This window comes from Luteimonas sp. TWI596 (assembly GCF_039674105.1).
In the GTDB taxonomy this organism is placed as follows: domain Bacteria; phylum Pseudomonadota; class Gammaproteobacteria; order Xanthomonadales; family Xanthomonadaceae; genus Luteimonas.
The window spans coordinates 109,580-133,661 of record NZ_JBDJMU010000006.1 but is presented as its reverse complement, the minus strand read 5'-3'; the positions used below and the strand labels follow the sequence as shown (position 1 = coordinate 133,661).

Genomic DNA, 24,082 nt, shown 5'->3' with positions numbered 1-24,082 from the left:
CTTTGCGCCATGCACGCACCGACGCCCTCCTTCGACCCCCACCGCCTGCGCGAGCTCGCAGGCGAGCTGATCGTCAATGTCCGCGAACTCGCCCAGGCCGGCTGGACGCCGGCGACCAGCAGCAACTTCTCGCAGCGCCTCGACGACCGCCACGCGGCGATCACGGTGTCGGGCCGCGACAAGGGCCGGCTGCAGGAGGGCGACATCATGGTCGTCGATTTCGACGGCCAGGCTGTCGGCAGCACCCACCGGCCATCGGCCGAGACGCTGCTGCATACCCAGCTCTATCGCCGGTTCCCCGAGGTCGGCTGCATCCTGCACACCCATTCGCCCAACCAGACCATCGCCTCGCGCCTGTACGCGGGGGCCGGGCATGTGCGCATCGAAGGCTACGAACTGCTCAAGGCCTTCGCCGGCAACGCAACCCACGAGACCGCGATCGACGTGCCGGTGCTGCCCAACAGCCAGGATATGCCCACGCTGGCCGCGCAGGTCGAATGCCTGCTCGATGCCGGCCCGATGTGGGGCTACCTGATCGACGGCCACGGCCTGTATGCCTGGGGCCGCGACATGGCCGAGGCGCGCCGGCATCTGGAAGCCTTCGATTTCCTGCTGCACTGCGAACTGGCGCTGCATCGACTGCGCGCTCGTTGACCTCCCGTTCCGCGTGTGCGTGGAACGCCCGCGTTCCGCGCCGGTCAACGCTGCCTTCCGGAGCAGCTGCTAGTCTGGCGCGCCCCTCTTTGCCCGAGCCAGACCGCCATGAGCCGCCTCCGCATCTTCGCCGACAACGCCCCTGATACGCCGCTGTTCGACAGCCGCGACGGCGAGGAGATCGCCCGCGAGCTCGGCGCACTGGGCGCGACCTTCGAACGCTGGGAAGCCTCGCAGCCGGTCGCTGCCGGCGCCTCGCCCGAGCAGGTGCTGGCCGCCTACAAGGCCGACATCGACCGCATCAGCGCCGAGCGCGGCTTCACCACGGTGGATGTGATCAGCATCGCGCCGGACAATCCCAACCGCGACGAACTGCGCAAGAAATTCCTCGACGAACACCTGCACAAGGAAGACGAGGTCCGCTTCTTCGTCGACGGCTCGGGGCTGTTCACGCTGCATGTCGAAGACAAGGTCTACGAGATCGAATGCGTCAAGGGCGACCTGATCGGCGTGCCGCACGGCGTGACCCACTGGTTCGACATGGGGCCGGAACCGCGCTTCGTGGCGATCCGCTTTTTCCAGCAGCCCGACGGCTGGATCGGCCACTTCACCGGCTCCGACATCGCCCAGCAGTTCCCGCGCTACGAGCCGGGCGCGCGCGACTGAACAACCCCGAGGCTGGCATCGCCCCGGCGCACGGCCGCCGGTGGCATCATGCCGCGTCCGTTTTGTCCGCAGTTCCGACGCGATGATCCTGCCCGACATCGAAGGCACCACCAGCAGCATTTCGTTCGTCGAGGATGAGCGCGCAGGCCCTGCGTCCGCCGTCCAGGCGGACGCAATGCGCGCGAACGACCGGCCAGGGATGACCGGGCCGGTGCCAGGTGTGGGCGAGGATGCAACGCCAGGGACGGCCTCCTTTTCACGCGCGCGACGAGAGCAACAGATCGCATGATCCTCACCGACATCGAAGGCACCACCAGCAGCATTTCGTTCGTCAAAGACGTCCTCTTTCCCTATGCCCGCCGCGCCCTGCCCGGCTTCGTCGCCGCGCATGGCGCCGATCCCGAGGTCCGGCGCTGGCTGGACGTGGTGGCGACCGAGCACGGCGCGATGTGCGACGACACGATGATCGTCGAGACGCTGCAGGGCTGGATCGACGAGGACCGCAAGCACACCGCGCTCAAGGCCCTGCAGGGCAGGATCTGGGAAGCGGGCTACCGCGAGGCCGACTTCACCGCGCATCTCTATCCCGACGCGGCGCAGGCGCTGCGCCGCTGGCATGCGGCCGGCGAACGCCTGGCGGTGTACTCGTCCGGCTCGGTGCCGGCGCAGAAACTGTTCTTCGGGCACAGCGACGCCGGCGACCTGACCGGTCTGATCTCGGCCTGGTTCGACACCGAAGTCGGCGGCAAGCGCGAGGCGGCGAGCTATGCGCGCATCGCCGAGGCGTTGCAGCAGCCCCCGGACGCCATCGTGTTCCTGTCCGACGTGGTGGCCGAACTCGATGCCGCGCGCGACGCCGGGCTGCGCACGGTGCTGGTGGACCGCCTCGACGACTATCCCGAACCGCGCGATGCCGCCGCCGCGAACGGCCACCGCCGCGTGACCTCGTTCGACACGATCGATCCGGCAACCTGACCGCCCTCGTCTTGCGCCCGCGCTGAGCACCGCACGCGCGTCAAAACCGGCCTGCGGACACGGAGGTCGAACGGCGAGCGCACCTGGGGGCAATCGCCGGGTGCGCATCGCCAACAGATGCGGCGTCGCGCGCGCCGCGCCGCCTTGTAACGAGAGCAATTCTCATTCCGTCATGGGCCGCGTGCGCTCGCTAGAATCGACGCACGCCGCAAGCCCGCCATCGCCAGCCAGCCGCGTACGACCCGCCCGCCAGCCCTCGCTCGCCAGCCGGTCATCTTTCGAAAAACCCGCGCCTGCGCGGGTTTTTGCGTTTCAGCGCTCGCCTGGTGCGCGATGGTCTTGTCGTGCCGCGCTCGCCGCATCGTCCGACGCCGGACGGACAACCACCGCTCCCCATCGTCGCAGCGAACGCAGGTCAGGACGGGCTTGCATGCACGCGTCGCCGAAACATCGCCGCGAGCGTCCACCCCCCACCCCAGCCCTCCCCCGCACGCAGGGGAGGGAGCACCGCAGCGCTGCGTTCGACGGGATACGGCCCAGGCCCGCACCGCGTACAGCGGCTGTGCATTCCCTCCCCCGCATGCGGGGAGGGAGCACCGCAGCGCTGCGTTCGACGGGATACGACACAGGCCCGCACCGCGTACAGCGGCTGTGCATTCCCTCCCCCGCACGCAGGGGAGGGAGCACCGCAGCGCTGCGTTCGACGGGATACGACACAGGCCCGCACCGCGTACAGCGGCTGTGCTTGCCCTACCCCGCATGCGGGGAGGGAGCACCGCAGCGCCGCGTTCGACGGGATACGACACAGGCCCTCACCGCGCATCGCGGCTGTGCGCCCCCTCCCCCGCATGCGGGGAGGGAGCACCGCAGCGCTGCGTTCGACGGGATACGGCCCAGGCCCGCACCGCGTACAGCGGCTGTGCATTCCCTCCCCCGTATGCGGGGAGGGAGCACGGCAGCGCTGCGTTCGACGGGATACGACACAGGCCCGCACCGCGCATAGCGGCTGTGCGTCCCCTCCCCCGCGTGCGGGGGAGGTCGACGCGCAACGCGCGGCGGGTGGGGGCATGTTCGAGCCGCGTTGGCCCCGCATCGCGCTGGGCAAGTTCGAGCCCCGTTGGCCCCGCATCGCGCGGCCCAGGCCACACCGACGCGATCAACGTCTGCGCGACGCGATCGCGCGCGTCGTCAATGGCCGCCATGGCCCTCGGCCGGGGCATCGCCGGCCAGCGGGCGGACGTCGAACTGGACCTGCTGCGCAGGCGCATGTTCGAAGTGCAGCGTCGCCTCGACCGTGGCGCCGGCGCGCAACGGCTCGACCGGGTCGATGAACATCAGGTGGTAGCCGCCGGGGCGCAGTTCGACCTCCGTGCCGGCGGCGAGCGGGACGCCGTCGGGCAGTTCGCGCATGCGCATCATGCCGCCGTCGTGGCGCATCTCGTGGATCTCCACCGCAGCGGAGGCGGTGCTCTCCACCGACACCAGCCGATCGTCGCCGGCACTGCGCAATGTCAAGTAACCACCGGCCACCGCCGCGTTGGGCGGAGTCTCGCGGATCCAGGCGTTCGACACCGCGACCTGGGCGGCATCGGTCCCGGTCGCCGGCGCGGGGCCTTCCGGCGACGACGGTTGGCAGGCGGCCAGGGCCAGGGCGGTGAGGCCGGCGGCAAGAAGACCGAAACGGGGATGGCGCATCCGAGTACTCCACTGCGACGCCTGCGGCGCCTGGCCGGCCATTATCGCCGGCTGCGGACGTGGTGCCTGCGACCGGGTGTCGCAGCCCCGCCCGCCGCGTGCCGGTATCCTTGTGCGCATGCACGATTCCGCACGCGACGTCCTGACCCCGAGCCAGCTCAACACCCTCGCCCGCGGGCTGCTCGAGGACAGCTTCCCCCAGGTCGCAGTCGAGGGCGAGTTGTGCAACGTCTCACGCCCGGCGTCGGGCCATATGTACTTCACGCTCAAGGACGCGCGCGCCCAGGTGCGCTGCGCGCTGTTCCGGCAGAAGAGCCAGTGGCTGCGCTTCGTGCCCCGCGACGGCATGCTGGTGCGTGCGCGCGGCCGGGTGACGCTGTACGAGGCGCGCGGCGACTACCAGTTGATCCTCGACACGCTCGAAGAAGCCGGCGAAGGCGCGTTGCGGCGGGCCTTCGATGCGCTCAAGGCCCGGCTGCAGGCCGAGGGCCTGTTCGAGGCCGAGCGCAAACGCCTGCTGCCGGCGTTTCCGCGGCGCCTGGGCGTGATCACCTCGCCATCGGGCGCAGCGGTGCGCGACGTGCTCAGCGTGCTGGCGCGGCGCTTCCCGCTGCTCGAGGTCGAGGTGCTGCCGACCCTGGTCCAGGGCGTGGACGCGCCTGGGCAACTGCTGCGCACGCTGCAGCGCGCGGGCGAGAGCGGGCGCTACGACGTACTGCTGCTGACCCGCGGCGGTGGCTCGCTCGAGGACCTGTGGGCCTTCAACGACGAGGCGCTGGCGCGCGCGGTGGCCGCCTCGCCGGTGCCCGTGGTCTCGGCTGTCGGGCACGAGACCGACTTCAGCCTGACGGACTTTGCCGCCGACCTGCGCGCACCCACGCCGTCGGCCGCTGCCGAACTACTGACGCCCGACCGCAACGACCTGCTCGGGCGCGTGCGCCAGTTGCAACGCCAGGTCGACGCCGTGCAGTTGCGCACGCTGCAGGCCTGCGCACAGCGGCTCGACCGTGCGGCGCTGCGCCTGCAGGCCACCCGCCCGCAGGCGCGGCTCGACGCCCTGCGCCAGCGGCAGGACGCAGCGCTGCGCCGGCTGCAGGCTGCCCAGCGGCAACAGCTGCAGCAGCGTCAGGCGCGGCTCCAGCATGCCGGCGCGGTGCTGCGCGCGGCCTCGCCGCAACGCCGGCTCGCCCAGCTGCACCAGCGCCTCGATGCGCTACAGGCGCGCCCGCAGGCCGCGGTCGCCCGTCGGCTGCAACGCGATGCGCTGCACCTGCGCGGGCTGGTGCGCTCGCTCGAGGCGGTGAGCCCGCTGGCGACGATCGCCCGCGGCTACAGCATCCTGCAGCGCGACGACGGCCGCATCGTGCGCAGCACCGCCGACGCCGCGCCCGGCGATCGGCTCGATGCACGCGTCGGCGATGGCACGCTTCGGGTCGAGGTGCAGTAGCGCGGCGCGGTCCGCCCTCGCCCGGCGATCACGCCGGGGCTGGCACGATGACCGGCGATCTGTCGCTGGAGTACACGGACCGATGACCAAGGCCTCCGACCTGTTCGTCTCGGCGCTGGAAGCCGAAGGCGTGACCCATGTCTTCGGCATCCCGGGCGAGGAGAACCTCGACCTGCTCGAATCGCTGCGCGCGTCCACGATCGAGCTGGTGCTCACCCGCCACGAGCAGGCCGCAGGCTTCATGGCCGCGACCTGGGGACGGCTGACCGGGCAGGCCGGCGTCTGCCTGTCGACACTGGGCCCCGGCGCGACCAACCTCGTCACGCCGGCCGCCTACGCCCAGTTGGGCGCGATGCCGATGTTGATGATCACCGGCCAGAAGCCGATCCGGACCAGCAAGCAGGGGCATTTCCAGATCGTCGACGTGGTCGACATGATGCGGCCACTGACCAAGTCGACCCATCAACTGGTGTCCGCCGACGCCATCCCCGCGCGCGTGCGCGACGCGTTCCAGCGTGCGATGGAGGAACGTCCCGGCGCGACCCATCTCGAACTGCCCCAGGACATCGCCGGCGACGACACCGATGCGCGCCTGTTGCCTGCCCCCTACACGCGCCGTCCGTTGGCCGAGCACAAGGCGATCGCGCATGCCGCGCAGGCGATTCGCAATGCCCGGCATCCGCTGCTGATGATCGGCGCCGGCGCCAACCGCAAGACCACGGCCAAGATGTTGCGGGCCTTCGTCGACCGGCTCGGCATCCCATTCTTCAGCACCCAGATGGGCAAGGGCGTGCTGGACGAGACGCATCCGCTGTGGCTCGGCACCACCGCGCTGTCGGATCACGATTTCGTGCACCGCGCGATCGATGCTGCCGACTGCATCGTCAACATCGGCCACGATGTCATCGAGAAACCGCCGTTCTTCATGCACCGCGGCCGGCGCACGGTGATCCACGTCAACTACGAAAGCGCCGTCGTCGATCAGGTGTACTTTCCGCAGATCGAGGTCATCGGCGACATCGCCAATACGGTCTGGCAACTGGCCGAGGCGCTGGACGCCCCGCAGCCGCACTGGGATTTCACGTTCTTCGATCGCGTGCGGACCGCGCTGTGCCGGAACATCGCCGAACTCGCCGCCGACGACCGTTTCCCCGTGCACGTACCGCACTTGGTCAAGACGCTGCGCGATGCGATCGACCCGCGCGACATCGTCTGTCTCGACAACGGCCTGTACAAGCTGTGGTTCGCGCGCAACGACCGGTGCCGCGCGCCCAACACCCTGCTGCTGGACAACGCACTGGCGACCATGGGCGCCGGCCTGCCCTCGGCGATCGCAGCCAGGTTGGTGCACGGCGACCGCAAGATCGTCGCAGTCTGCGGCGACGGCGGCTTCATGATGAATTCGCAGGAGTTGGAAACCGCTGTGCGCCTGGCGCTCGACCTGGTGGTCATCGTGCTGCGCGACGATGCCTACGGCATGATCAAGTGGAAGCAGCAGCACGAGGATTATCCGGTGTACGGCATGGACTACGGCAATCCCGACTTCGTGCATTACGCACAGAGCTACGGCGCGCGCGGCCATCGCCCCACCAGCGCCGCCGCCTTCGCACACACGCTGCGCACCGCGCTGGACACGCCGGGCGTGGATCTGATCGATCTGGCCATCGATTATCGCGACGACGACGCCCTGCTCAACACCGAGATTCCCGCGCGCAGCGCCGCGATCGACTGATCGCCGCCGCGTCCTTCCGCCTTTCGACTCCGGAGCGCCCAATGGCCAAGCACAAGACCGCCCCCAAGACCGCCGGGCTCGCCCGCCGCTACCCCTACTACCTCGCCAACGTCGCGGTCGCGGCGAACGCCGATCTCGAAGTCCGCGACAAGTACAGCGGACAGGTCGCCACGCGCGTGGCGATGGGCGATGCGACGGCGATCCGCAAGGCGATCGTCGCCGCGCACAAGGCCCGCGAGGCGATGGCCGCGTTCGCGCCCGACCAGCGCCGCGATGTGCTCGAGCACTGCGTGCGCCGGTTCGAAGAACGCGCCGAGGAGCTCGCCCTGGCGCTGTGCATCGAGGCCGGCAAGCCGATCAAGGACGCGCGCGGCGAAGTGACGCGCCTGATCGACACCTTCCGCATCGCCGCCGGCGAGGCGACCCGGCTCGACGGCGAGGTCGTCGAGCTGCAGATCTCGCCGCGCACCCGCGGCTATCGCGGCATGGTCAAGCGCGTGCCGGTGGGCGTGTGCAGCTTCATCACCCCGTTCAACTTCCCGTTGAACCTGGTCGCGCACAAGGTGGCACCGGCGATCGCGGCCGGCTGTCCGTTCGTGCTCAAGCCCGCAGCCAAGACCCCGGTCGGCGCACTGATCATCGGCGAGATCCTGGCCGAGACCGACCTGCCCAAGGGCGCGTTCTCGGTGATCCCCTGCAGCAACGAGGACGCCGCCGCGCTGACCGAGGATGCGCGCATCGCGTTGCTGAGCTTCACCGGCGGCCTGGTGGGCTGGGACCTCAAGGCGCGCGCCGGCAAGAAGAAGGTCGTGCTGGAGCTGGGCGGCAACGCCGCCTGCATCGTCGACGAGGACCCCGGCGCGAGCCTGGACCACGTGGTCGAGCGGCTGGTGTTCGGGGCCTATTATCAGTCCGGGCAGAGCTGCATCGGCGTCCAGCGCATCTATGCGCATCGCGCGATCCACGACGCGCTGCGGCGCAAGCTCAAGAAGGCCGTCGGCGCACTGCGCATGGGCGATCCGCGCGACGAGACGACCTTCATCGGTCCGGTGATCGACGCCGATGCGGCCGACCGCATCCAATCGTGGATCGATGCCGCGCGCAAGGGCGGCGCCAAGGTGATCGCCGGCGGCAAGCGCGAAGGCACGATGATTCCGGCCACGCTGCTGGAAAAGGTGCCGCGCGACGCCGACCTGCAGCGCAAGGAGGTGTTCGGTCCGGTCGCGCTACTCGAGCCGGTGGACAGCTTCGACGAGGCGATCGCGCGGGTCAACGACAGCGATTTCGGCCTGCAGGCCGGCGTGTTCACCGGCAACCTCGCCCACGCGATGCGCGCCTGGGATCGGATCGAGGCCGGCGGCGTGATCGTCGGCGACGTGCCGAGCTTCCGCGTCGACAACATGCCCTACGGCGGCATCAAGGACTCGGGTATCGGCCGCGAAGGCGTGCGCTATGCGATCCGCGACATGTGCGAGGATCGGCTGCTGGTGATCCGCGACCCGGTCTGAGCCCGTGGGGCGCCGCCTGTGATCAGGCGATGGCGCGGCGGGTCGGATCGCCCGCATGTGCCGGCGCAGCCGCGACCTCATGCCCCCTGCCACGCAGCGCCTGTGACGCCTCCGGGTCGTCGCCCTGCGCGTGGGGGTCGAACACCCGGACCTGCCGCCGACCATTGCGCTTGGCCGCATACATCGCCTGGTCGGCCTGGCGCATGAGCGCGGCCAGGCTGTAGCCGCCCGTGATCGCGCTGGCCACGCCGAAACTGGCCGCGATCCGGAACCCATACCCCTGGGCCTGGGTGTCGACGCCGGCCAGCCGCGCCTGCGCATCGCCGGCCAAGCGGCGTCCGGCAGACTCGTCCAGCCCCGGCAACAACAGTGCGAACTCCTCGCCGCCCAGCCGACCGAAGCTGTCGATCTCCCGGCACAGCGGCTGCACACGGACTGCCACCTGCTGCAGGGCCCAGTCGCCGGCTGCATGCCCGTGGCGGTCGTTGACCAGCTTGAAGTGGTCGAGATCGAACATCACCAGCACCGCCGGCATGCGCTCGCGCGCGCACTGCGCGAGTGCGGCTTCGGCCCGCTCGCTGAAGTGCTGCCGATTGCTGATACCGGTCAGCGCATCGACCTCGGTCATCCGCTTCAGGCGCATCTGCAGGCGCTTGGTCTTGTAGGCCCAGTAGCCGACCGACGCGACCAATCCCACCAGCACCAGCGTCAACAGCAGCCAGCTGCGCGCGCGCTGCTCGGTGACACTGCGCTCGAGTTCGAGCAACTGATTCTTCTGGCGCAGCAGCTCGATCTGCTGGGCCTGCTGCAGCGACTGGTGGCGCACGACCTGATACGCCATTTCGCGTGTTTTCACATCGTTGAAATGGGCGCGCTCGGCATCGACATACTGCCGATAGGCTGCCAGCGCGGCCACCGCATCGCCCTTGGCCAATGCCAGTTCGTACTGGACCCGATGGGCGGTGACGCGCGCCTCGGTGGACGTCGCATCCTGGCTGTTGGCGAGTGCGGCCTCGGCGTGCGCGCGTGCCGCGGCAGGCTGCCCGGCGCGTTGGCTCAATGCCGCAAGCGCCGCGCGGGTCTGCGCGATCAGGAACGGGTAGCCGGTGCGCTCGACCGCAGCCAGTCCGCCGCCGAGCAGCGCCAAGGCCTCCTCCCATCTGCCGCGCGTGTCCCATTGGCGGGCGATATGCAGGCGGACGAACCCCGCGAAGATCGGCTCGCCCTGCGCAGTGCACCGATCCAGCGCGCTCTGCCCGGCCGCATCGGTAAAGGACTGCCCGAGCCCATTGATCGCCTCGAGCAGCACACCGCCGGCCGCGCAGGCATTGCGCCCGTCTGGATCTTCGCGCAGCACGCGCTCGGCATACTGCTGTGCCTGGCCGAACTCCCCCACCTGGTTGTAGACGATGGCCGCGACCATCAGGCCGCGATGGCGCAGCTGCGCGTCCTCGACCTGGTCGGCCAGCGGCAGCATCGTCTCGAGCATCCGCAGTGCGTCCTCGAAGCGCCGCTGGACCGCGTAGATGTTCGCGAGCATCGACGCGGTCTCGAAACGGGCCACCGGATCGGCCGTCGACGCCAGCAATGCCGTCAGCTGGTCGGTGGCGATGGCCGACTGCCCGCTGGTCATCATCCGGTGCACCCGCAGCAGTTGCACCCGTGCGCGCTGGGCCTCGGTCGCGGTCTCGAGATGGCCGGCCATGTCGCGCAGCAACGCGTCCACGCGCTGGGGATCGGACGTCCTGAGCGCACTCGCCTCTTCGATCAGCGCATCGAGCGCGTCGCCGGCCAGTGCCACCTGCGACAGGACGATCCCGACCAGAAGCAGACCCAACCGCCAGCGCGCGCGCGATCGCACGTCCCGCGCATCGCCGGCCACGGCCTCACGCGGAGCGTTCGCCCGGATCATCGTCATCGCGCCGGTCGCCGTCATCGTCCTGATCCGGTTCATCCTGCGGGGGTTCGCTCTGTCCGTCGTCGGGAGTCATGATCATGCAGGCCACGATCGCCGGCACGCTCGTCCCGTCGGCCAGGAAGGCCAGTACCGCATCGGCGACTTCCGGACCGACCGGATCGAACGCGGTTCCGGCCCCCGCCGATTCCAGCAACGCGACAACGTCGAGCATGTCCCCCCCAGTCGTTCTCGATTGTGCTCAGTCGGCCGCGCCCGCGGCGCCTGCCGACCATGCCATGCCCACGTCCCGCTCCAGCGCCTTTCCCGGCGGCACCACCAGCGTCGTGTGCTGGTGCAATCTCGCCTGCGCCAGCGCCTCGAACGGCAGCCGCTCGAGGCGGGGCCGCACGGTGGGCAGCGTAGCAGCTTCGTAGAGCGTCACAACATGTCCGGGCGGGTAATCCCGGGCCAGGCGGGCGACCAGCGCGGCGCGCTCCGCGCCGGTGCTGTGGAACCGCCCGGTGTCGCGGACCCCGGCCACCCCGACCTGCCACAGCACCAGCCAGGCAGCAGGGTCGACGATCCGTCGGTAGAACAGGAACTGGCTGGCCTCGTAGTGCTGGCAACCGACGTCGCCCGGATCGATCCCCAGATCCGCGTACAGACAGTCCTCGGCCGAGATCCCCGGCTCCATGACGGCCTGAAAGCCCTCGGCACGGGCCGCCGCGATCGCCTGGTGGGGCACCTGCGCGAACACCCCCGGGTGGCCGTAGAACGCACCGCACACATCGCGCCCGGCGCGCACCTCGGCCAGCATCGCAGCGATCATGCCGGCATAACTGCGGTGCCGGGAGCGGCCCTCGCGATAGAACGGCTGCAGGCTGCGGACATCCGCATTCATGCTCCGCACCCACAGCTCGACCAGCGGATCGGAGACGGCGACGAAGACGACCTCCGCCGTCTCGATATGGCGTCTGGCGCGTGGCCCCAGATGCGCGCCGAGCATCATGCCGACACCGACGCAGGCCAGCCGCCCCCTGCCTTCCATCGTCAACTCCCCTGCACGAGCGCGGAATCTAATCGGCAGATGCACCGCCGGCAAGCGCGCGCCAGGCCGTGCGACCGAGACGCCAGCGCTGCCAGCCCTCCACCGGCGCAGCGCGCACGAACCCCAGGCGCCGCATCAGGCCGACGGCGGCTGCATGGCCGGCCCGGTGCCGGGTCCACAGCGCCTCGAATGCGCCGGTGCCGAGCGCGACCTCGCACAGATGCCCCAGCGCCGCGGTCGCTACCCCCTGCCGTTGCGCCGCAGGCGCCAGCAACAGCCCGGTCTCGGCGTCCCGACCGGCCGCATCGGGCACCAATGACAGCAATCCCTGCGCGCCGGCGGCAGTCTCCAGCCGCCAGAACCGGGCGGCAGGCGGGTCGCCCCGCATTTGCCGACGCGCCGCAGCGAATGCACGGGTCGCGGCGGAACGATCGAGCGCCGGGCCGACCTGCCGCATCGTCGCCGGATCGCCGTACAGGGCGACAAACAGGGCGGCGTCATCGTCGGCGAGCAACGTCGCGCGCACCCCGACGGCCTCGAAGTTCCCGGGCCACACGCAAGGCCGCCTCACCGGCCCCGCGCGGCCAGCACGCGCTCGACATCGGCCAGCGACAGCCCGCGCGCGCGCAGCAGCACCAGCAGGTGGTACAGCAGGTCGGCGCTCTCGCCGAGCAGGTCGTCGTCGCCCTGCGCGACGGCTGCCAATGCAGTCTCCACGCCCTCCTCGCCGACCTTCTGGGCGATCCGGCGGATGCCGCCGTCGAACAGCCGCGTCGTGTAGCTCCCGTCCGGCCGCTCGCGTGCGCGCTGCGCGACGCGCGCATCCAGTTCGGCCAACACACCGCCCGGGGCGGATGGGAAACAGCTGGGCCGCTGCAGATGGCAGGTCGGCCCCTGCGGCCGGGCCAGCACCAGCAGCGTGTCGGCATCGCAATCGGCCTCGACCGAGACCAGTTCGAGCACGTGGCCCGACTGTTCGCCCTTGGTCCACAGCCGACCCTTGCTGCGGCTGAAGAACGTCACCTGCCCCAGCCGGCGCGTGGCATCGAGCGCGTCGCGATCCATGTAGCCGAGCATCAGCACGCGCAACGTGTCGGCGTCCTGGACGATCGCCGGCAGCAGGCCGTCGCCCTTGTTCCAGTCCAGGCGCGCCGGGTCGAAGGACATGTCGGTCATGGCATCGTCCTGGGGCGCATTGGGGGGCGCGGCCGTCGGGCCCTGGTCGCGAAGGTCAGACATCGCGCACCGCCACGCCGGCCGCGCGCAGCTCGCGCTTGAGGTCGGGAATCGCGATGCGGCCGCTGTGGAACACGCTGGCAGCCAGCGCGCCGTCGACATCCGCCTGCACGAACGCGTCGACGAAATGCGCGGTCTCGCCGGCCCCGCCCGAGGCGATGAGCGGCACCTCGCACAGTGCTCGTGCCTGACGCAGTTGCGCGATGTCATAGCCGCGGCGCACGCCGTCGTTGTCCATGCAGTTGAGCACGATCTCGCCCGCCCCCAGACGCTGGGCCTCGACGATCCAGTCCAACGTGCGCACCGCCAGCGCGCGGGTGCGATCCGGGTCGCCGGTGTGGCTGCGCACCCGCCACTGACCGTCGGCCTCGCGGATCGAATCGATGCCCACGACCACGCACTGCACGCCGAACGCGTCGGCCAGTTCGGCGATCAGCGCCGGGCGCTCGAGCGCTGGGGTATTGATCGAGATCTTGTCGGCGCCGGCATGCAGCACTGCGCGCGCGGTGGCGACGTCGCGGATGCCACCGGCGACGCAGAACGGGATGTCGATCAGCCGCGACACCCGTTCGACCCAACCGCGGTCGACCGAACGGCCCTGGGGACTGGCGGAGATGTCGTAGAACACCAGTTCGTCGGCGCCCGCGTCGCGGTAGCGCAGCGCGAGCTCCGCAATGTCGCCCATGTCGACGTGATCGCGGAAGCGCACGCCCTTGACCACACGGCCGTCGCGCACGTCCAGGCATGGAATGATCCGCCGGCTCAGCATGTCAGCGCATCCCGCAGTGCGAAGCGGCCTTCGAGCAATGCGCGGCCAAGCACGATGCCGGCGCAGCCCTGGCTCCGCGCCGCGACGATATCGTCGAGCGCGCGCACGCCGCCCGACGCCTGGACCTGCAGCGCTGGCGCCAGCGCGCGCACATGCGCGTACAGCGCGCTGTTGGGTCCCGACAACATGCCGTCGCGGGCGATGTCGGTACTCAGCAGGTGACGCAGCCCGGCCTGCGCATAGCGCACGGCCAAGGTGTCGAGAGTGGCCTCGGCGGTCTGCGTCCAGCCGTGCACCGGCAGGCGCCAGACCCCGTCGGCACCCTGCCGCGTGTCGAGCGCGACGGTGATGCGCTCGGCACCGAAACGCTCGATCCAACCAGCCACCGCATCGGCATCGCGCACCGCGAGCGACCCGACGACCACGCGGGCGGCGCCTGCATCGAGGATCCGCGCCACATCGTCGACGCTGCGCACCCCCCCGCCGGTCTGCACCTGCAGGCCGGTGACCTGACGGATGCGCGCCAGAAGCGGCGCGAGCGTGAAGCCGCCCGCACGTGCGGCATTGAGATCGACCAGATGCAGCCACGTCGCGCCCGCGTCGGCGTAGGCCTGGATCTGGGCCAGCGGATCGTCGCTGTAGCGCGTCTCGCGCGCATAGTCGCCCTGCGCCAGCCGGACCACGCGACCATCGCGGATGTCGATGGCGGGATAGACGGTGAAACCGCTCATGCACGGACTCCAGCATCGAACGATGGAGACAGGAAGTTGCGCAGCAGCTGCGCGCCGACCGCAGCCGAACGCTCGGGATGGAACTGCGCACCGGCGACCAGGCCCCGCTGCACGGCCGCGGCGAATGGCTGGCCGTGGGCGCAGGCAAGGATGCAGTCGGCGGTCACCGGGGCTGCATAGCTGTGCACGAAGAAGGCGTGTGCACCGTCGTCGATGCCGGTGCGCAACGCGCTGTCGGCCCGCGGCTGTAGTCGATTCCAGCCCATGTGCGGCACCCGGATACCGGGGCCGCCGTGGAGCCGGGCGACCGTGCCGCGCAGCAGGCCCAGCCCCTCGACATCGCCTTCCTGCGAGCGTTCGAACAGCAGTTGCATGCCCACGCAGATGCCCAGCAGCGGCCGGTCCAGTGTCCGCAGGACCTCGACCAGATCGAGCGCCCGCAGCCGCGTCATGACCTGCGCCGCGGTGCCGACCCCGGGCAGGATCACGCGGTCTGCGCCGCGGATCGCCTCGGCATCGGTGACCAGCGCCGCCCGCACCCCCAGGCGCTCGAACGCGTAGCGCACCGAGCCGGTGTTGGCGCCGCCCGCGTCCACGATCACCACGCGCATCACAGCACGCCCTTGGTGCTCGGCAGCGCGGCCCCGTCGCGGCGCACCGCCTGGCCCAGCGCGCGGGCGAAGGCCTTGAAGCACGCTTCCACCTTGTGGTGGTCGTTGTCGCCCTCGACCTTGAGGTGCAGGTTCAACGCCGCCGAGTCGCAGACCGAGCGGAAGAAATGCGCGACCAGTTCGGTCGGCAGGTCGCCGACACGCTCGCGCCGGAATGTGCCGTCGAACACCAGGTACGGACGCCCGCCGAAGTCGAGCGCGGCGCTGGCAAGGGTCTCGTCCATCGGCAGCATGAAGCCGTAGCGGGCGATGCCACGCTTGTCGCCGAGCGCCGCGCGCAACGCCTGACCAAGCGCGATGCCGACATCCTCGACGGTGTGGTGTTCGTCGATCTCCAGGTCGCCCTCGGCCTGCACGGTCAGCGCGATGCCGCCGTGCTTGCCGATCTGATCGAGCATGTGGTCGAAGAACGGAAGCCCCGTGGACACCTGCGCATCACGCGCGGCATCGAGGTCGAGCTCGACCCGGATGCGGGTCTCGCGCGTGTTGCGCACGATGCGCGCGCAGCGCGGCGCATCACACAGCGCGTGCGCGATGCCGGGCCAGTCCCAGTCGCCGCCGAACTGCGGGGTCCGCAGCTTGAAGCCGCGGATGCCCAGGTTGTCGGCGAACTGCAGGTCGGTGTCGCGATCGCCGACCATCGCCGAGGCGTCGAGATCGATGCCGCGGTCGCGCAGGTAGTGCATCACCAGCCCCAGGCCCGGCTTGCGCGTGGGCGCGTTGTCGGCCGGCCAGCTGCAATCGACCAGCACCTCGCGGAACGTGATGCCCTGGCTTTCGAAGATCTGCAGCATCAGGTCGTTCGGGCCGTCGAAACTGGCGCGCGGGTAGCCCTCGGTGCCCAGGCCGTCCTGGTTGGTGACGATGACGAACTCGAACCCGGCATCGCGCAGCCGCAGCAGCGCCGGGATCACGCCCGGCACGAAGCGCAGCTTCTCGTAGGCGTCGATCTGATAGTCGGCCGGCTCCTCGATCAGGGTGCCGTCGCGGTCGACGAACAGGATCTTGGTTCCGCTCATGCCACGACCTCCAATGTCTGCAACGCCTGCACGACACCTGCGTTCTGCGTCGGCGTACCGACCGTGATGCGCAGCGCATCGCCCAGCCCGGGCGCGGCGCGCTGGTCGCGCACGACGATGCCGGCGGCCAGCAGTGCCGCGAACGCGCGCGAGGCGTCGGCGAAGCGCACCAGCAGGAAGTTGCCGGCCGACGGATACACCTGGCGCACGCCCGGCGTCGCCGCCAGCGCGGCCGCCAACCCATCGCGCTCGGCGATCGTCTGTGCCACGCGCGCGCGGGTCTGCGCGAGCGCCGCGTCGGCGAGCCCGGCCAGCGCCAGCTCGGCGCAGGGCGTGGGCACCGGATACGGCGCCTGGCAGCGCCGCAGCACCGCGATCAACGCCGGGTCGCCGATTGCCACCCCGATCCGCGCCGCCGCCAGGCCATGCGCCTTCGACAGTGTCCGCAGCACCACCAGGTTGGCGTGGGCGTCGAGCCGCGTGGTCGCCGACGGCGCGTCGGCGAACTCCACGTAGGCCTCGTCCACGACGACGACAGCGCGCCCGTCGAGCGCAGTGGCCAACGCCGCGACATCGGCCAGCGGCACCAGGCCACCGGTCGGGTTGGACGGCGAGCACAGGAACACCAACCGCGCGCCCCGCGCGAGCGCGGTTTCGCGCACGGCATCGACATCGAGCGCAAAGCCGTCGGCGCCATCGCGCAACGGCACCTCGGCGAACGGCGCGCCCTGCAGCCGGGCGCTGACCGCGTACATGCCGAACACCGGGGGCGTCGCGAGCACGGCGTCGCGCCCGGGCACGCACAACGCACGCACCAGCAGGTCGATCGCCTCGTCGCTGCCGCGGCCGATCAGCAAGCGCGACGCGTCCACGCCGTACAGCGCGGCCAGTCGCGCCTGCAGCGCGGGCGGCTGTGGCGCCGGATACCGGCGGCACTGGCCGTCGGCATCGCCGGGATTCGCCCACGGTGCCTCGTTGGCATTGAGCCAGATCTCGCCCTGGAGCGTCTGGGTCCGCGCCGAGGCATAGCCGGAGAATGCGCGCAGGTCGTCGCGCACCAGATCGAGCACCGTGCTCATGCGCCCGCCCTCGCCAGCCGCAGCGCGACCGCGTTGGCGTGCGCGTCCAGGCCTTCGGCGCGCGCCAGCGTCACCGCATCGGGTCCGATCGCGCGGATGCCCGCGGCGTCGGCGCTCTGCACGCTGACCAGGGTCTGGAAGCTGGACACGCCAACGCCGCTCCAGGCGCGCGCGGCGCCGCCAGTCGGCAGTACGTGGTTGGTGCCACTGCAGTAGTCGCCCAGCGCCTCGGGGGTCCAGTCGCCCAGGAACACCGAACCGGCGACCTCGACCCGGTCGAGCCAGTCACGCGGCGCGCGCAGGGCCAGGATCAGATGCTCGGGCGCATAACGGTTGCTGATGTCGAACGCGACCTCCAGCGTCGGCACCCGCAGCAACCGCGAGCGCGCCAGCGCCCGGCGCGCGATGTCGGCGCGCGGCAGCGCACCAAGCTGGGTCGCCAGCTCGACGCGCACGCGGCGCAGCAGCGCCTCGTCGTCGCTCAGCAGCAGCACTTGCGAGTCGGCCCCGTGCTCGGCCTGCGACAGCAGATCGGCCGCGACGAACGCCGCGTCGGCGCCGGCATCGGCGATCACCAGCACCTCCGACGGGCCGGCCGGCATGTCGATCGCGACCGTGCCCGACTGCGCCGCCTGCTGTTTGGCTTCGGTGACAAACGCATTGCCCGGCCCGAACAGCTTGTCGCAGGCCGGTACCGACGCGGTGCCGAACGCCATCGCCGCAATCGCCTGCGCGCCGCCGAGCTTGAATACCCGGTGCACGCCGGTCAGCCGCGCGGCGACCAGCACCGCCGGATCGGCGCTGCCGTCCGGGCGCGGCGGCGTGCACAGCACGACCTCGCGGCAACCGGCCAGCCGGGCCGGCACACCGAGCATCAATGCGGTCGAAGGCAGCGGCGCGGTCCCGGCCGGCACGTACAGCCCGACCCGCGGAATCGGCCGCACGATCCGTGCGCACTCCACGCCATCGGCGGTCTGCACGGCGTAGCCGTCAACCCTGCCCGCGACATGGAAGCGCTCGATCCGCGCGGCGGCGTTGGCCATTGCCTCGCGCAAGCGCGGCGAGACCTCGGCCTCGGCCGCGGCGAATTCGTCGGCGCCGACTTCGAAATCGTCGAGCGCGACGCGGTCGAAGCGTTCGGTCAACGCGCGCAGTGCGGCGTCGCCGCGTGTCCGCACCTCGTCGAGCACGTCGGCGACGGCCGCGCGCGTCTGCGCGGCGACGGTTTGCGTCGGGCGGCGCAGCAGTTCGGCCTGCGCTGCCGCATCGGCGGCCGACCAGTCGACGATCGCCGGAATCGCGCCGTCCAGTGAAAAGGGGGCGTTGAGGTTCATGCCAGCATCCGCTCCACCGGCAGCACCATCAGCCCGGCCGCGCCGGCCTGCTTGAGCGCCTCGAGCCGCGGCCAGGTCAGCTCGCCGTGGCACAGCACCTGCAACGCGACCGCATCGCTGCCGTCGACCTGCAGCAGCGTCGGCGGCTCGGCGTCGGGCAACAGTTTGAGCAGCGCATCGACGCCGTCGCGACGCGATTGGAACATCAGCAGGCGGCTGTCGCGCAGCCGCATCACGCCATCGAGGCGGCGCAGCAGCAGGGCGGCTAGGTCGCCCCGCACATCGGAGAACGGCTGCACCGGGCCGGCCAACACCGCCTCGCTGGTCATCAGCGTGACCGCGGGCTTGAGCTGATTGGCGGTCAACGTCGCGCCGCTGGACACCAGGTCGCAGATCACGTCGGCCTGGCCCAGCCGCGGCGCGATCTCGACCGAACCCGACAGCGTGACGATGCTCGCCTGCACCCCCTGCGCGTCGAGCCATCGCTGCAGCAGGCCTGGGTAGCTGGTCGCGATGCGGCTGCCCTGCAACTGCGCCGGGCCCGACCAGTCCTGCGACTCTGGAATCGCGATGTCGAGCCGGCAGCCGCCGAAGCCGAGCGCACGGACCGCCTTGGACACCTGCGGCAGGCCGCGCAAGGCCCGGTCGGCCGCGACCTCGTCGAGCACGTTGCGGCCGACGATGCCGTAATCGCAGACGCCATCGGCGAGCAACCCGGGGATGTCGTCGTCGCGGACCAGCAACAGGTCGACCGGCAGCGTCTCGCCGTAACAGAACAGCTTGTCGCGGCTCTCGCGCCACGACAGGCCGCATGACGCCAGCAACGCCCGCGCCGGCTCGCTGAGCCGGCCGGATTTCTGGATCGCGATACGCAGGCGGTCGCGCGCGGCGCCGCCAGTGACAGGACTCATCGGGAAACCTCAGTGGGAATCGGGGGACGCAGAACGCCCGACACGACGCGCTGCGATCGCATAGCCGCCGGCGCCGCGGTCGAGCGTACGTGCGACGCGGCCGACGGTGGTCACGCTGACGCCGGTGCGCTCGTGGATCTCGCGATACGGCACGCCCTGCTGCAGCAGCGGCACGACCCGCCACCGGTCGACCAGCGCCTCGAGCTCGGCCGGCGTGCACAGGTCGTCGAGGAACCGGGCGACCTCATCGGCGGTCTTCAGCGCCGCAAACGCGCGTGCCAGCGCTTGCAGCGAGGCGCTGGCTTCGTGGTCGGGCAAGGGTTCGGGGCGTTGCTTCACGGGGATCGCCGGACGTATCAATGTAATAGCGTGCTAGTACATTACGCCTTTCCGATTCGAAGTCAACCGGGCATGCGGCGCCGTACAGCGGCGATGCAGGCGCTCCCCCGGGCATCGCGGCGTCGCCACATGCCGTTCGCAGGGCGCCGACTGGACCGCAGCGTTCCACCGCCCTCGCCTGCCGATCCCGGAAGATCCTGCCTCGACTCTCAGATTCGGGGGCGCCATGCGCGACCGATTGCAGGCCCTGCTCGATGCCGGGCGCGACGACGCCCTGCTGCGCTTCGGGCTGGGCAATGCCTGCCTGCAGGCAGGCGACCCGGCCTCGGCCGCGACCCATCTGGCCGCCGCCACCCGGCACGATCCGGACTACTCGGCCGCGTGGAAACTGCTCGGCAAGGCGTTGCTGACGCAAGGGCGCGACGCGGATGCCGAAGCGGCCTGGCGCGCCGGGCTCGACGCCGCGGCGCGGCGTGGCGACGTGCAGTCGTCCAAGGAGATGACGGTGTTCCTGCGGCGGATCGAGCGCGCACGCCAGGCGAAGGCCTGATCCACCAGCCAAAACAGAACCGGCAGAACCGGGGTAAGAGTGGATTTCTTTGCAGAAATCCACTCTGACCCCGGTTCTTGGACCCCGGTTCTTGAGAGGTGTGTCAGTCGGCGCGCGTGCGGGCCTGCATCCCCAGCCAAGCCAGTGCGACCCCCGAGAACGCGGCGATCGAGGACAGGAACACCCGGGTGGCGAGGAAATTGGGATCGTGGATCTTCTGCAGCGCGATGCGCGCATAGACCGGCGATTCGAGCTTGACCACGCCCATGTAGAACAGGTGCCAGGCATCGATGCCGACCGCGATCGCGAGCGCGCCCAGGCTGCTCCACGCGATCGAATGCCCGTGCGCCCAGCGGTAGCGCGCGCTCAGCCAGTGGAACAGCAGATAGCACAGCGCACCGACCGCCATCGCGATCAGCGCAGCCTCCAGCACCCCGAGCCAGCCGAAATGCAGCGGCAGGTTCACGCCGCAGGCCCGGTGGCCGGCACCCGCCAGCGCGGCAGCACCCCCAGCAGCGTGCCGTCGGCGACCAGGCGCACCGCGGCGGCCACCTCGCCATCGAGTGCGCGGTCGCGTTCGAGGAACGGGATCGCCTCGCGGATGCGCGCATGCGCCTCGGCGACGATCGCGCCGGGGTGGAACGGTGCGCACGCGGCGAGCTCGACGCGCAGCGCCTCGACCTCGTCGAGGAAGCCGGCGTGCGTCGCGCGATCCTGCGCCGGGCCGCCCTGCACCTTCGTCGCCAGCACCGGGGCATCGCCCCGGCCCGCGAGGTCGCGCGCGGCGTTGATCATGTCCATCCGCAGGTCCAGCGCCTGGGCTGCGGTGTAGAGCTCCAGCGCGAGCACCTTGCCCAGGTCGTCGGCCATCGCCAGCACATGACGCGCCTCGTTGGTGCCCATCGAGACGTGGTCTTCGGCGTTGGCGCTGGTCGGCACCGAGTACACACTGGCCGGGTGCGCGCGCGTGGCCAGGTCGTTGACCAGCGCCGCCGCGGTGTACTGCACGATCATGAAACCCGACTCGGTGGCGTCCTCGTTGCCGATCAAAAACGCCGGCAGCCCGTCGTTGGTCGCCGGGTCGACGAGCTTGGCCAGCCGGCGCTCGGAGATCGACGCCAGCACCGGGATCGCCGCCTTGACGTAGCTCATCGCCAGCGCCAGCGGCATGCCGTGGAAATGGCCGGCCGAGATCACCTGCTGCTCGACGTGCTCGGCCTCGCGGCCCGGGAACACCAACGGGTTGTCGGTGACCGCGTTGAGCTCGACGTCGAACACGCGCTTGGCCTGCTCGACCGCGTCGCGCACCGCGCCGTGCACCTGCGGGATGCAGCGCAGCGAGTAGGCGTCCTGCGGCTGGTGCTTCTTGCCGCCACGGAACGGCCGAAACCGGGCATAGAACTTCTCGCGACCATGGCGCTGATCGCTCGGCACCCAGTCCCAACCGATGTCGAAGCGCAGCGCCTGGGCCTGCGCGGTGTCCCAGCTCGACGGCAGCCACGGCCGGAACTTCGGCACCAGGTGGTAGGCGATGTCGGCCAGCGTCGAGCCGTCGAGCAGCTCGCGCAGGTGCGCGGCGACCTCGACCTGGCCCGGATGCGGGCGCAGCGCGTGGACATCGGCGTCGAATGCGCCGAGCCGGCCGGCGAAGGCATCGATGGTCATCGCCGCGGCCAGATCGGCGGTGTCGAGCAATGCGTCGAGCCGATGCAGCGCCAGCACGCCAGTGGCGAGCATCTGCGCAGTGCCGTTGTTGAGCGCCAGGCCCTCCTTGTACGACAGCGTGACCGGTGCCAGGCCGGCGCGCCGCAGTGCGTCCGCGCCGGACATGCGCTCGCCCGCGAAGAACGCCTCGCCGCCCCCCAGCAGCACGATCGCCAGGTGCGACAGCGGCGCCAGGTCGCCCGAGGCACCGACCGAGCCCAGCCCCGGCACCACGGGCACGATGCCGGCGTTGAGCAGGTCGGCCAGCGCCTGCAGCGTCGCCACACGGATGCCCGAATGGCCCTTGAGCAACGTGTTGATGCGGATGCACAGCATCGCGCGCACCACCTCCGGCGCCAGCGGCTCGCCGACGCAGACCGCGTGAGTGACGATGAGGTTGTGCTGCAGTTCCTCGTGCAATGCGCGCCCCGAAGGCGTGGCGCCCGGCAGGTCGTCGCGCAGCGGGCGCGCGCCGAGCAGGCGGTCGGCATTGCTGCCAAAGCCGGTGGACACGCCATAGATCGGTTCTTCGCGGCGCACCTGCTCGGCAAGGAAGTCGGCTGCGTTCGCCACTGCGTGCAGCGCCTGGTCGTCGAGCTCGACCGGCGCGCCGTGGGCGACGATCACCAGTTGCGCGCGGGTCAGCGAGCGGCCGTCGAGACGGATGGCTTTCATCAATGTGCTCCTTTGCAGACGACGGCGACGCGCAGGCCGATCACGGCATCGATCTCGCCTGCTCTCGCTCGACCAGCAATGTGCGCGGCAGGTCGTCGTCGGCGACCTCGAACTGCTCGCCGCGGCGCAGATCCTTGACCGCAACCACGCCGCGCGCCGCTTCCTCGTCGCCGCGGATCACCACGAAGCGGATGCCGGCGCGATCGGCGTACTGCATCTGCTTGGCGAGCTTGCGCGGCTCGAGCTGGGTCTCGACGTTGAGCCCGGCACTGCGCAGGCGCTGCGACAGCGCCAGCGCCGACGGCAGGCCGGCATCGTCGAACAGCGTCACCAGCACGTCGACCGAGCTGTCGGCGGTGTGCACCAGGCCCGCCTCGCGCAGCTGCCAGAACAGCCGGGTCAGACCGATCGAGATGCCCACGCCCGGCAGCTTGGACTTGGTGTAGTGGCTAGCGAGGTTGTCGTAGCGTCCGCCCGAACAGATCGAACCGATCTGCGGGTGCGCATCGAGCACGGTCTCGTAGACCATGCCGGTGTAGTAATCCAGGCCACGCGCGATCGACAGGTTCAGCGCGTAGCGCGACTCGGGCACGCCGAGCGCACGCAGCTGGTTGAGCAGCTCGCGCAGCTCCTCGCGCCCTTCCTCGAACAGCGCCGTGCCGGCGCCGAGCGCGTCGAGCTTGGCCAGGGCGTCGTCATGGCCGGTCGAGCGCACGCGCGAGAACGCCAGCAGGCGGTCGGCGACCGCGTCCGACAAACCGAACTCGGCGCCGGTCAGCGTCGCGCGCACCGCATCCTCGCCGCGCTTGTCGAGCTTGTCGATCTCGCGCAGCACGGTCATCTGCTGCGCGTCGTCGATGCCCTGCCCTTCGAAGTAGCCGCGCAGCAGCTTGCGGTGGTTGAGCTGGATCGTGAATTCGCCAATGTCGAGCGCAGCGAACACCGCGCTGATCACCGCCGGCACCTCGGCGTCATAGCGCGGCGACAGCGTGTCCTTGCCGATCACGTCGATGTCGCACTGGTAGAACTCGCGGAAGCGTCCGCGCTGGGCGCGCTCGCCGCGGTAGACGCGCTGCATCTGGTAGCGGCGGAACGGGAATGCCAGGTCGTGCTCGTGCTCGGCGACGTAACGCGCCAACGGCACGGTCAGGTCGAAGCGCAGCGCCAGTTCCGGCAGGCCGTCGGCCTGGCCGCTGTCGGCCGATTTGGCGAGCGCACCGGTCGACTGCACGAAATAGACCTGCCGCTCGGTCTCACCGCCCGACTTGGTCAGCAGGGTCTCCGACAGTTCGAACACCGGCGTCTCGATCGGCAGGAACCCGAAACCTTCGAACGTGCGGCGGATCGTGTCCAGCATGCGCTGGAACGCGATCTGGTCGCGCGGCAACAGTTCCATGACGCCGGGCGGGGTCCGGGGCTTGATCATGCGGGCAGCTCGTCGG

25 protein-coding genes are annotated in these 24,082 nt (G+C 70.6%); 8 read left to right on the top strand and 17 right to left on the bottom strand.

Features of this window, described 5'->3' with window-relative positions; all coding sequences use genetic code 11:
• Nucleotides 1–9 precede the first annotated feature (9 nt).
• The 4 genes from ABE487_RS06730 to mtnC all read left to right on the top strand — a co-directional run bounded on the left by ABE487_RS06730 (nt 10) and on the right by mtnC (nt 2,295).
• Entirely contained in the window at nt 10–654 is a 645-nt protein-coding gene (locus ABE487_RS06730; protein WP_346452475.1) for a methylthioribulose 1-phosphate dehydratase, read from the top strand.
• Between the two features lie 108 nt (nt 655–762).
• Entirely contained in the window at nt 763–1,320 is a 558-nt protein-coding gene (locus ABE487_RS06725; RefSeq protein ID WP_346447487.1) for an acireductone dioxygenase, read from the top strand.
• 82 nt (nt 1,321–1,402) lie between these two features.
• A complete protein-coding gene (locus ABE487_RS06720) occupies nt 1,403–1,609 on the top strand; it encodes a hypothetical protein (RefSeq protein WP_346452474.1) in 207 nt (68 codons plus the stop codon).
• Nucleotides 1,606–2,295, top strand: coding sequence for an acireductone synthase (mtnC, locus tag ABE487_RS06715; protein WP_346452473.1), 690 nt, complete (start codon nt 1,606–1,608; stop codon nt 2,293–2,295). Before ABE487_RS06720 ends, mtnC begins: the two co-directional genes overlap by 4 nt.
• Before the next feature lie 1,188 nt (nt 2,296–3,483).
• Here mtnC and ABE487_RS06710 read toward each other — a convergent pair.
• The gene (locus tag ABE487_RS06710; RefSeq protein WP_346444694.1) at nt 3,484–3,990 is read right to left on the bottom strand and encodes a copper chaperone PCu(A)C; all 507 of its coding nucleotides are present in this window, start codon (nt 3,988–3,990) and stop codon (nt 3,484–3,486) included.
• Nucleotides 3,991–4,108: 118 nt separating this feature from the next.
• Between ABE487_RS06710 and xseA the strand changes: the two genes are divergently transcribed.
• The 3 genes from xseA (at nt 4,109) to ABE487_RS06695 (ending at nt 8,677) form a co-directional block, all read left to right on the top strand.
• Nucleotides 4,109–5,437 (top strand): exodeoxyribonuclease VII large subunit, encoded by a 1,329-nt coding sequence (xseA, locus tag ABE487_RS06705; protein WP_346452732.1) that lies wholly within the window; start codon nt 4,109–4,111, stop codon nt 5,435–5,437.
• Between the two features lie 82 nt (nt 5,438–5,519).
• Nucleotides 5,520–7,169: an acetolactate synthase large subunit gene (locus tag ABE487_RS06700; RefSeq protein ID WP_346452731.1), complete on the top strand. Its 1,650-nt coding sequence runs from the start codon at nt 5,520–5,522 to the stop codon at nt 7,167–7,169.
• Nucleotides 7,170–7,210: 41 nt separating this feature from the next.
• Nucleotides 7,211–8,677 carry an aldehyde dehydrogenase family protein gene (locus tag ABE487_RS06695; RefSeq protein WP_346452730.1) on the top strand — a complete coding sequence of 489 codons (1,467 nt, stop codon included), beginning with the start codon at nt 7,211–7,213 and terminating at the stop codon, nt 8,675–8,677.
• 22 nt (nt 8,678–8,699) lie between these two features.
• Here ABE487_RS06695 and ABE487_RS06690 read toward each other — a convergent pair whose 3' ends face one another.
• The 13 genes from ABE487_RS06690 to ABE487_RS06630 are packed head-to-tail and all read right to left on the bottom strand — an operon-like array spanning nt 8,700 to nt 19,711.
• Nucleotides 8,700–10,613 carry a GGDEF domain-containing protein gene (locus ABE487_RS06690; protein ID WP_346444701.1) on the bottom strand — a complete coding sequence of 638 codons (1,914 nt, stop codon included), beginning with the start codon at nt 10,611–10,613 and terminating at the stop codon, nt 8,700–8,702.
• Complete coding sequence (locus ABE487_RS06685) at nt 10,564–10,806, bottom strand: hypothetical protein (protein ID WP_346444703.1); 243 nt, start codon at nt 10,804–10,806, stop codon at nt 10,564–10,566. The genes ABE487_RS06690 and ABE487_RS06685 overlap by 50 nt, the downstream gene beginning before the upstream one ends.
• A 27-nt stretch (nt 10,807–10,833) precedes the next feature.
• Entirely contained in the window at nt 10,834–11,622 is a 789-nt protein-coding gene (locus ABE487_RS06680; protein ID WP_346447481.1) for an SAM-dependent methyltransferase, read from the bottom strand.
• Nucleotides 11,623–11,650: 28 nt separating this feature from the next.
• Nucleotides 11,651–12,178: a GNAT family N-acetyltransferase gene (locus ABE487_RS06675; protein ID WP_346446137.1), complete on the bottom strand. Its 528-nt coding sequence runs from the start codon at nt 12,176–12,178 to the stop codon at nt 11,651–11,653.
• 11 nt (nt 12,179–12,189) lie between these two features.
• Nucleotides 12,190–12,798 (bottom strand): bifunctional phosphoribosyl-AMP cyclohydrolase/phosphoribosyl-ATP diphosphatase HisIE, encoded by a 609-nt coding sequence (hisIE, locus tag ABE487_RS06670; protein ID WP_346447479.1) that lies wholly within the window; start codon nt 12,796–12,798, stop codon nt 12,190–12,192.
• A 55-nt stretch (nt 12,799–12,853) separates the two neighbouring features.
• Nucleotides 12,854–13,627 carry an imidazole glycerol phosphate synthase subunit HisF gene (gene hisF, locus ABE487_RS06665; protein ID WP_346452729.1) on the bottom strand — a complete coding sequence of 258 codons (774 nt, stop codon included), beginning with the start codon at nt 13,625–13,627 and terminating at the stop codon, nt 12,854–12,856.
• Nucleotides 13,621–14,358, bottom strand: coding sequence for a 1-(5-phosphoribosyl)-5-[(5-phosphoribosylamino)methylideneamino]imidazole-4-carboxamide isomerase (gene hisA / locus ABE487_RS06660; protein ID WP_346447477.1), 738 nt, complete (start codon nt 14,356–14,358; stop codon nt 13,621–13,623). Before hisA ends, hisF begins: the two co-directional genes overlap by 7 nt.
• The gene (gene hisH / locus ABE487_RS06655) at nt 14,355–14,972 is read right to left on the bottom strand and encodes an imidazole glycerol phosphate synthase subunit HisH (protein WP_346444714.1); all 618 of its coding nucleotides are present in this window, start codon (nt 14,970–14,972) and stop codon (nt 14,355–14,357) included. The genes hisA and hisH overlap by 4 nt, the downstream gene beginning before the upstream one ends.
• Nucleotides 14,969–16,048, bottom strand: a complete 1,080-nt coding sequence (gene hisB, locus ABE487_RS06650) for a bifunctional histidinol-phosphatase/imidazoleglycerol-phosphate dehydratase HisB (protein WP_346447476.1) — start codon at nt 16,046–16,048, stop codon at nt 14,969–14,971. Before hisB ends, hisH begins: the two co-directional genes overlap by 4 nt.
• The gene (hisC, locus tag ABE487_RS06645) at nt 16,045–17,127 is read right to left on the bottom strand and encodes a histidinol-phosphate transaminase (RefSeq protein WP_346452728.1); all 1,083 of its coding nucleotides are present in this window, start codon (nt 17,125–17,127) and stop codon (nt 16,045–16,047) included. The genes hisB and hisC overlap by 4 nt, the downstream gene beginning before the upstream one ends.
• Nucleotides 17,124–18,461, bottom strand: a complete 1,338-nt coding sequence (gene hisD / locus ABE487_RS06640) for a histidinol dehydrogenase (RefSeq protein WP_346447474.1) — start codon at nt 18,459–18,461, stop codon at nt 17,124–17,126. Before hisD ends, hisC begins: the two co-directional genes overlap by 4 nt.
• Entirely contained in the window at nt 18,458–19,372 is a 915-nt protein-coding gene (hisG, locus tag ABE487_RS06635; protein ID WP_346447473.1) for an ATP phosphoribosyltransferase, read from the bottom strand. Before hisG ends, hisD begins: the two co-directional genes overlap by 4 nt.
• A 9-nt stretch (nt 19,373–19,381) precedes the next feature.
• A complete protein-coding gene (locus ABE487_RS06630) occupies nt 19,382–19,711 on the bottom strand; it encodes a YerC/YecD family TrpR-related protein (RefSeq protein WP_346452727.1) in 330 nt (109 codons plus the stop codon).
• Between the two features lie 226 nt (nt 19,712–19,937).
• Between ABE487_RS06630 and ABE487_RS06625 the strand changes: the two genes are divergently transcribed.
• Nucleotides 19,938–20,261 carry a tetratricopeptide repeat protein gene (locus ABE487_RS06625; RefSeq protein ID WP_346444724.1) on the top strand — a complete coding sequence of 108 codons (324 nt, stop codon included), beginning with the start codon at nt 19,938–19,940 and terminating at the stop codon, nt 20,259–20,261.
• A gap of 103 nt (nt 20,262–20,364) precedes the next feature.
• Here ABE487_RS06625 and ABE487_RS06620 read toward each other — a convergent pair whose 3' ends face one another.
• The 3 genes from ABE487_RS06620 to hisS are packed head-to-tail and all read right to left on the bottom strand — an operon-like array spanning nt 20,365 to nt 24,066.
• Nucleotides 20,365–20,727 carry a hypothetical protein gene (locus ABE487_RS06620; protein WP_346442085.1) on the bottom strand — a complete coding sequence of 121 codons (363 nt, stop codon included), beginning with the start codon at nt 20,725–20,727 and terminating at the stop codon, nt 20,365–20,367.
• A complete protein-coding gene (locus ABE487_RS06615; protein ID WP_346451728.1) occupies nt 20,724–22,640 on the bottom strand; it encodes an aromatic amino acid lyase in 1,917 nt (638 codons plus the stop codon). Before ABE487_RS06615 ends, ABE487_RS06620 begins: the two co-directional genes overlap by 4 nt.
• 40 nt (nt 22,641–22,680) lie before the next feature.
• Nucleotides 22,681–24,066: a histidine--tRNA ligase gene (gene hisS / locus ABE487_RS06610; RefSeq protein ID WP_346451726.1), complete on the bottom strand. Its 1,386-nt coding sequence runs from the start codon at nt 24,064–24,066 to the stop codon at nt 22,681–22,683.
• Nucleotides 24,067–24,082 lie beyond the last annotated feature (16 nt).

Coding starts and splice junctions, on each gene's coding strand:
- ABE487_RS06730 (WP_346452475.1), top strand. CDS start 10: ATGCACGCACCGACGCCCTCCTTCGACCCCCACCGCCTGCGCGAGCTC.
- ABE487_RS06725 (WP_346447487.1), top strand. CDS start 763: ATGAGCCGCCTCCGCATCTTCGCCGACAACGCCCCTGATACGCCGCTG.
- ABE487_RS06720 (WP_346452474.1), top strand. CDS start 1,403: ATGATCCTGCCCGACATCGAAGGCACCACCAGCAGCATTTCGTTCGTC.
- mtnC (WP_346452473.1), top strand. CDS start 1,606: ATGATCCTCACCGACATCGAAGGCACCACCAGCAGCATTTCGTTCGTC.
- ABE487_RS06710 (WP_346444694.1), bottom strand. CDS start 3,990: ATGCGCCATCCCCGTTTCGGTCTTCTTGCCGCCGGCCTCACCGCCCTG.
- xseA (WP_346452732.1), top strand. CDS start 4,109: ATGCACGATTCCGCACGCGACGTCCTGACCCCGAGCCAGCTCAACACC.
- ABE487_RS06700 (WP_346452731.1), top strand. CDS start 5,520: ATGACCAAGGCCTCCGACCTGTTCGTCTCGGCGCTGGAAGCCGAAGGC.
- ABE487_RS06695 (WP_346452730.1), top strand. CDS start 7,211: ATGGCCAAGCACAAGACCGCCCCCAAGACCGCCGGGCTCGCCCGCCGC.
- ABE487_RS06690 (WP_346444701.1), bottom strand. CDS start 10,613: ATGACGGCGACCGGCGCGATGACGATGATCCGGGCGAACGCTCCGCGT.
- ABE487_RS06685 (WP_346444703.1), bottom strand. CDS start 10,806: ATGCTCGACGTTGTCGCGTTGCTGGAATCGGCGGGGGCCGGAACCGCG.
- ABE487_RS06680 (WP_346447481.1), bottom strand. CDS start 11,622: ATGGAAGGCAGGGGGCGGCTGGCCTGCGTCGGTGTCGGCATGATGCTC.
- hisIE (WP_346447479.1), bottom strand. CDS start 12,798: ATGACCGACATGTCCTTCGACCCGGCGCGCCTGGACTGGAACAAGGGC.
- hisF (WP_346452729.1), bottom strand. CDS start 13,627: ATGCTGAGCCGGCGGATCATTCCATGCCTGGACGTGCGCGACGGCCGT.
- hisA (WP_346447477.1), bottom strand. CDS start 14,358: ATGAGCGGTTTCACCGTCTATCCCGCCATCGACATCCGCGATGGTCGC.
- hisB (WP_346447476.1), bottom strand. CDS start 16,048: ATGAGCGGAACCAAGATCCTGTTCGTCGACCGCGACGGCACCCTGATC.
- hisC (WP_346452728.1), bottom strand. CDS start 17,127: ATGAGCACGGTGCTCGATCTGGTGCGCGACGACCTGCGCGCATTCTCC.
- hisD (WP_346447474.1), bottom strand. CDS start 18,461: ATGAACCTCAACGCCCCCTTTTCACTGGACGGCGCGATTCCGGCGATC.
- hisG (WP_346447473.1), bottom strand. CDS start 19,372: ATGAGTCCTGTCACTGGCGGCGCCGCGCGCGACCGCCTGCGTATCGCG.
- ABE487_RS06625 (WP_346444724.1), top strand. CDS start 19,938: ATGCGCGACCGATTGCAGGCCCTGCTCGATGCCGGGCGCGACGACGCC.
- ABE487_RS06615 (WP_346451728.1), bottom strand. CDS start 22,640: ATGAAAGCCATCCGTCTCGACGGCCGCTCGCTGACCCGCGCGCAACTG.
- hisS (WP_346451726.1), bottom strand. CDS start 24,066: ATGATCAAGCCCCGGACCCCGCCCGGCGTCATGGAACTGTTGCCGCGC.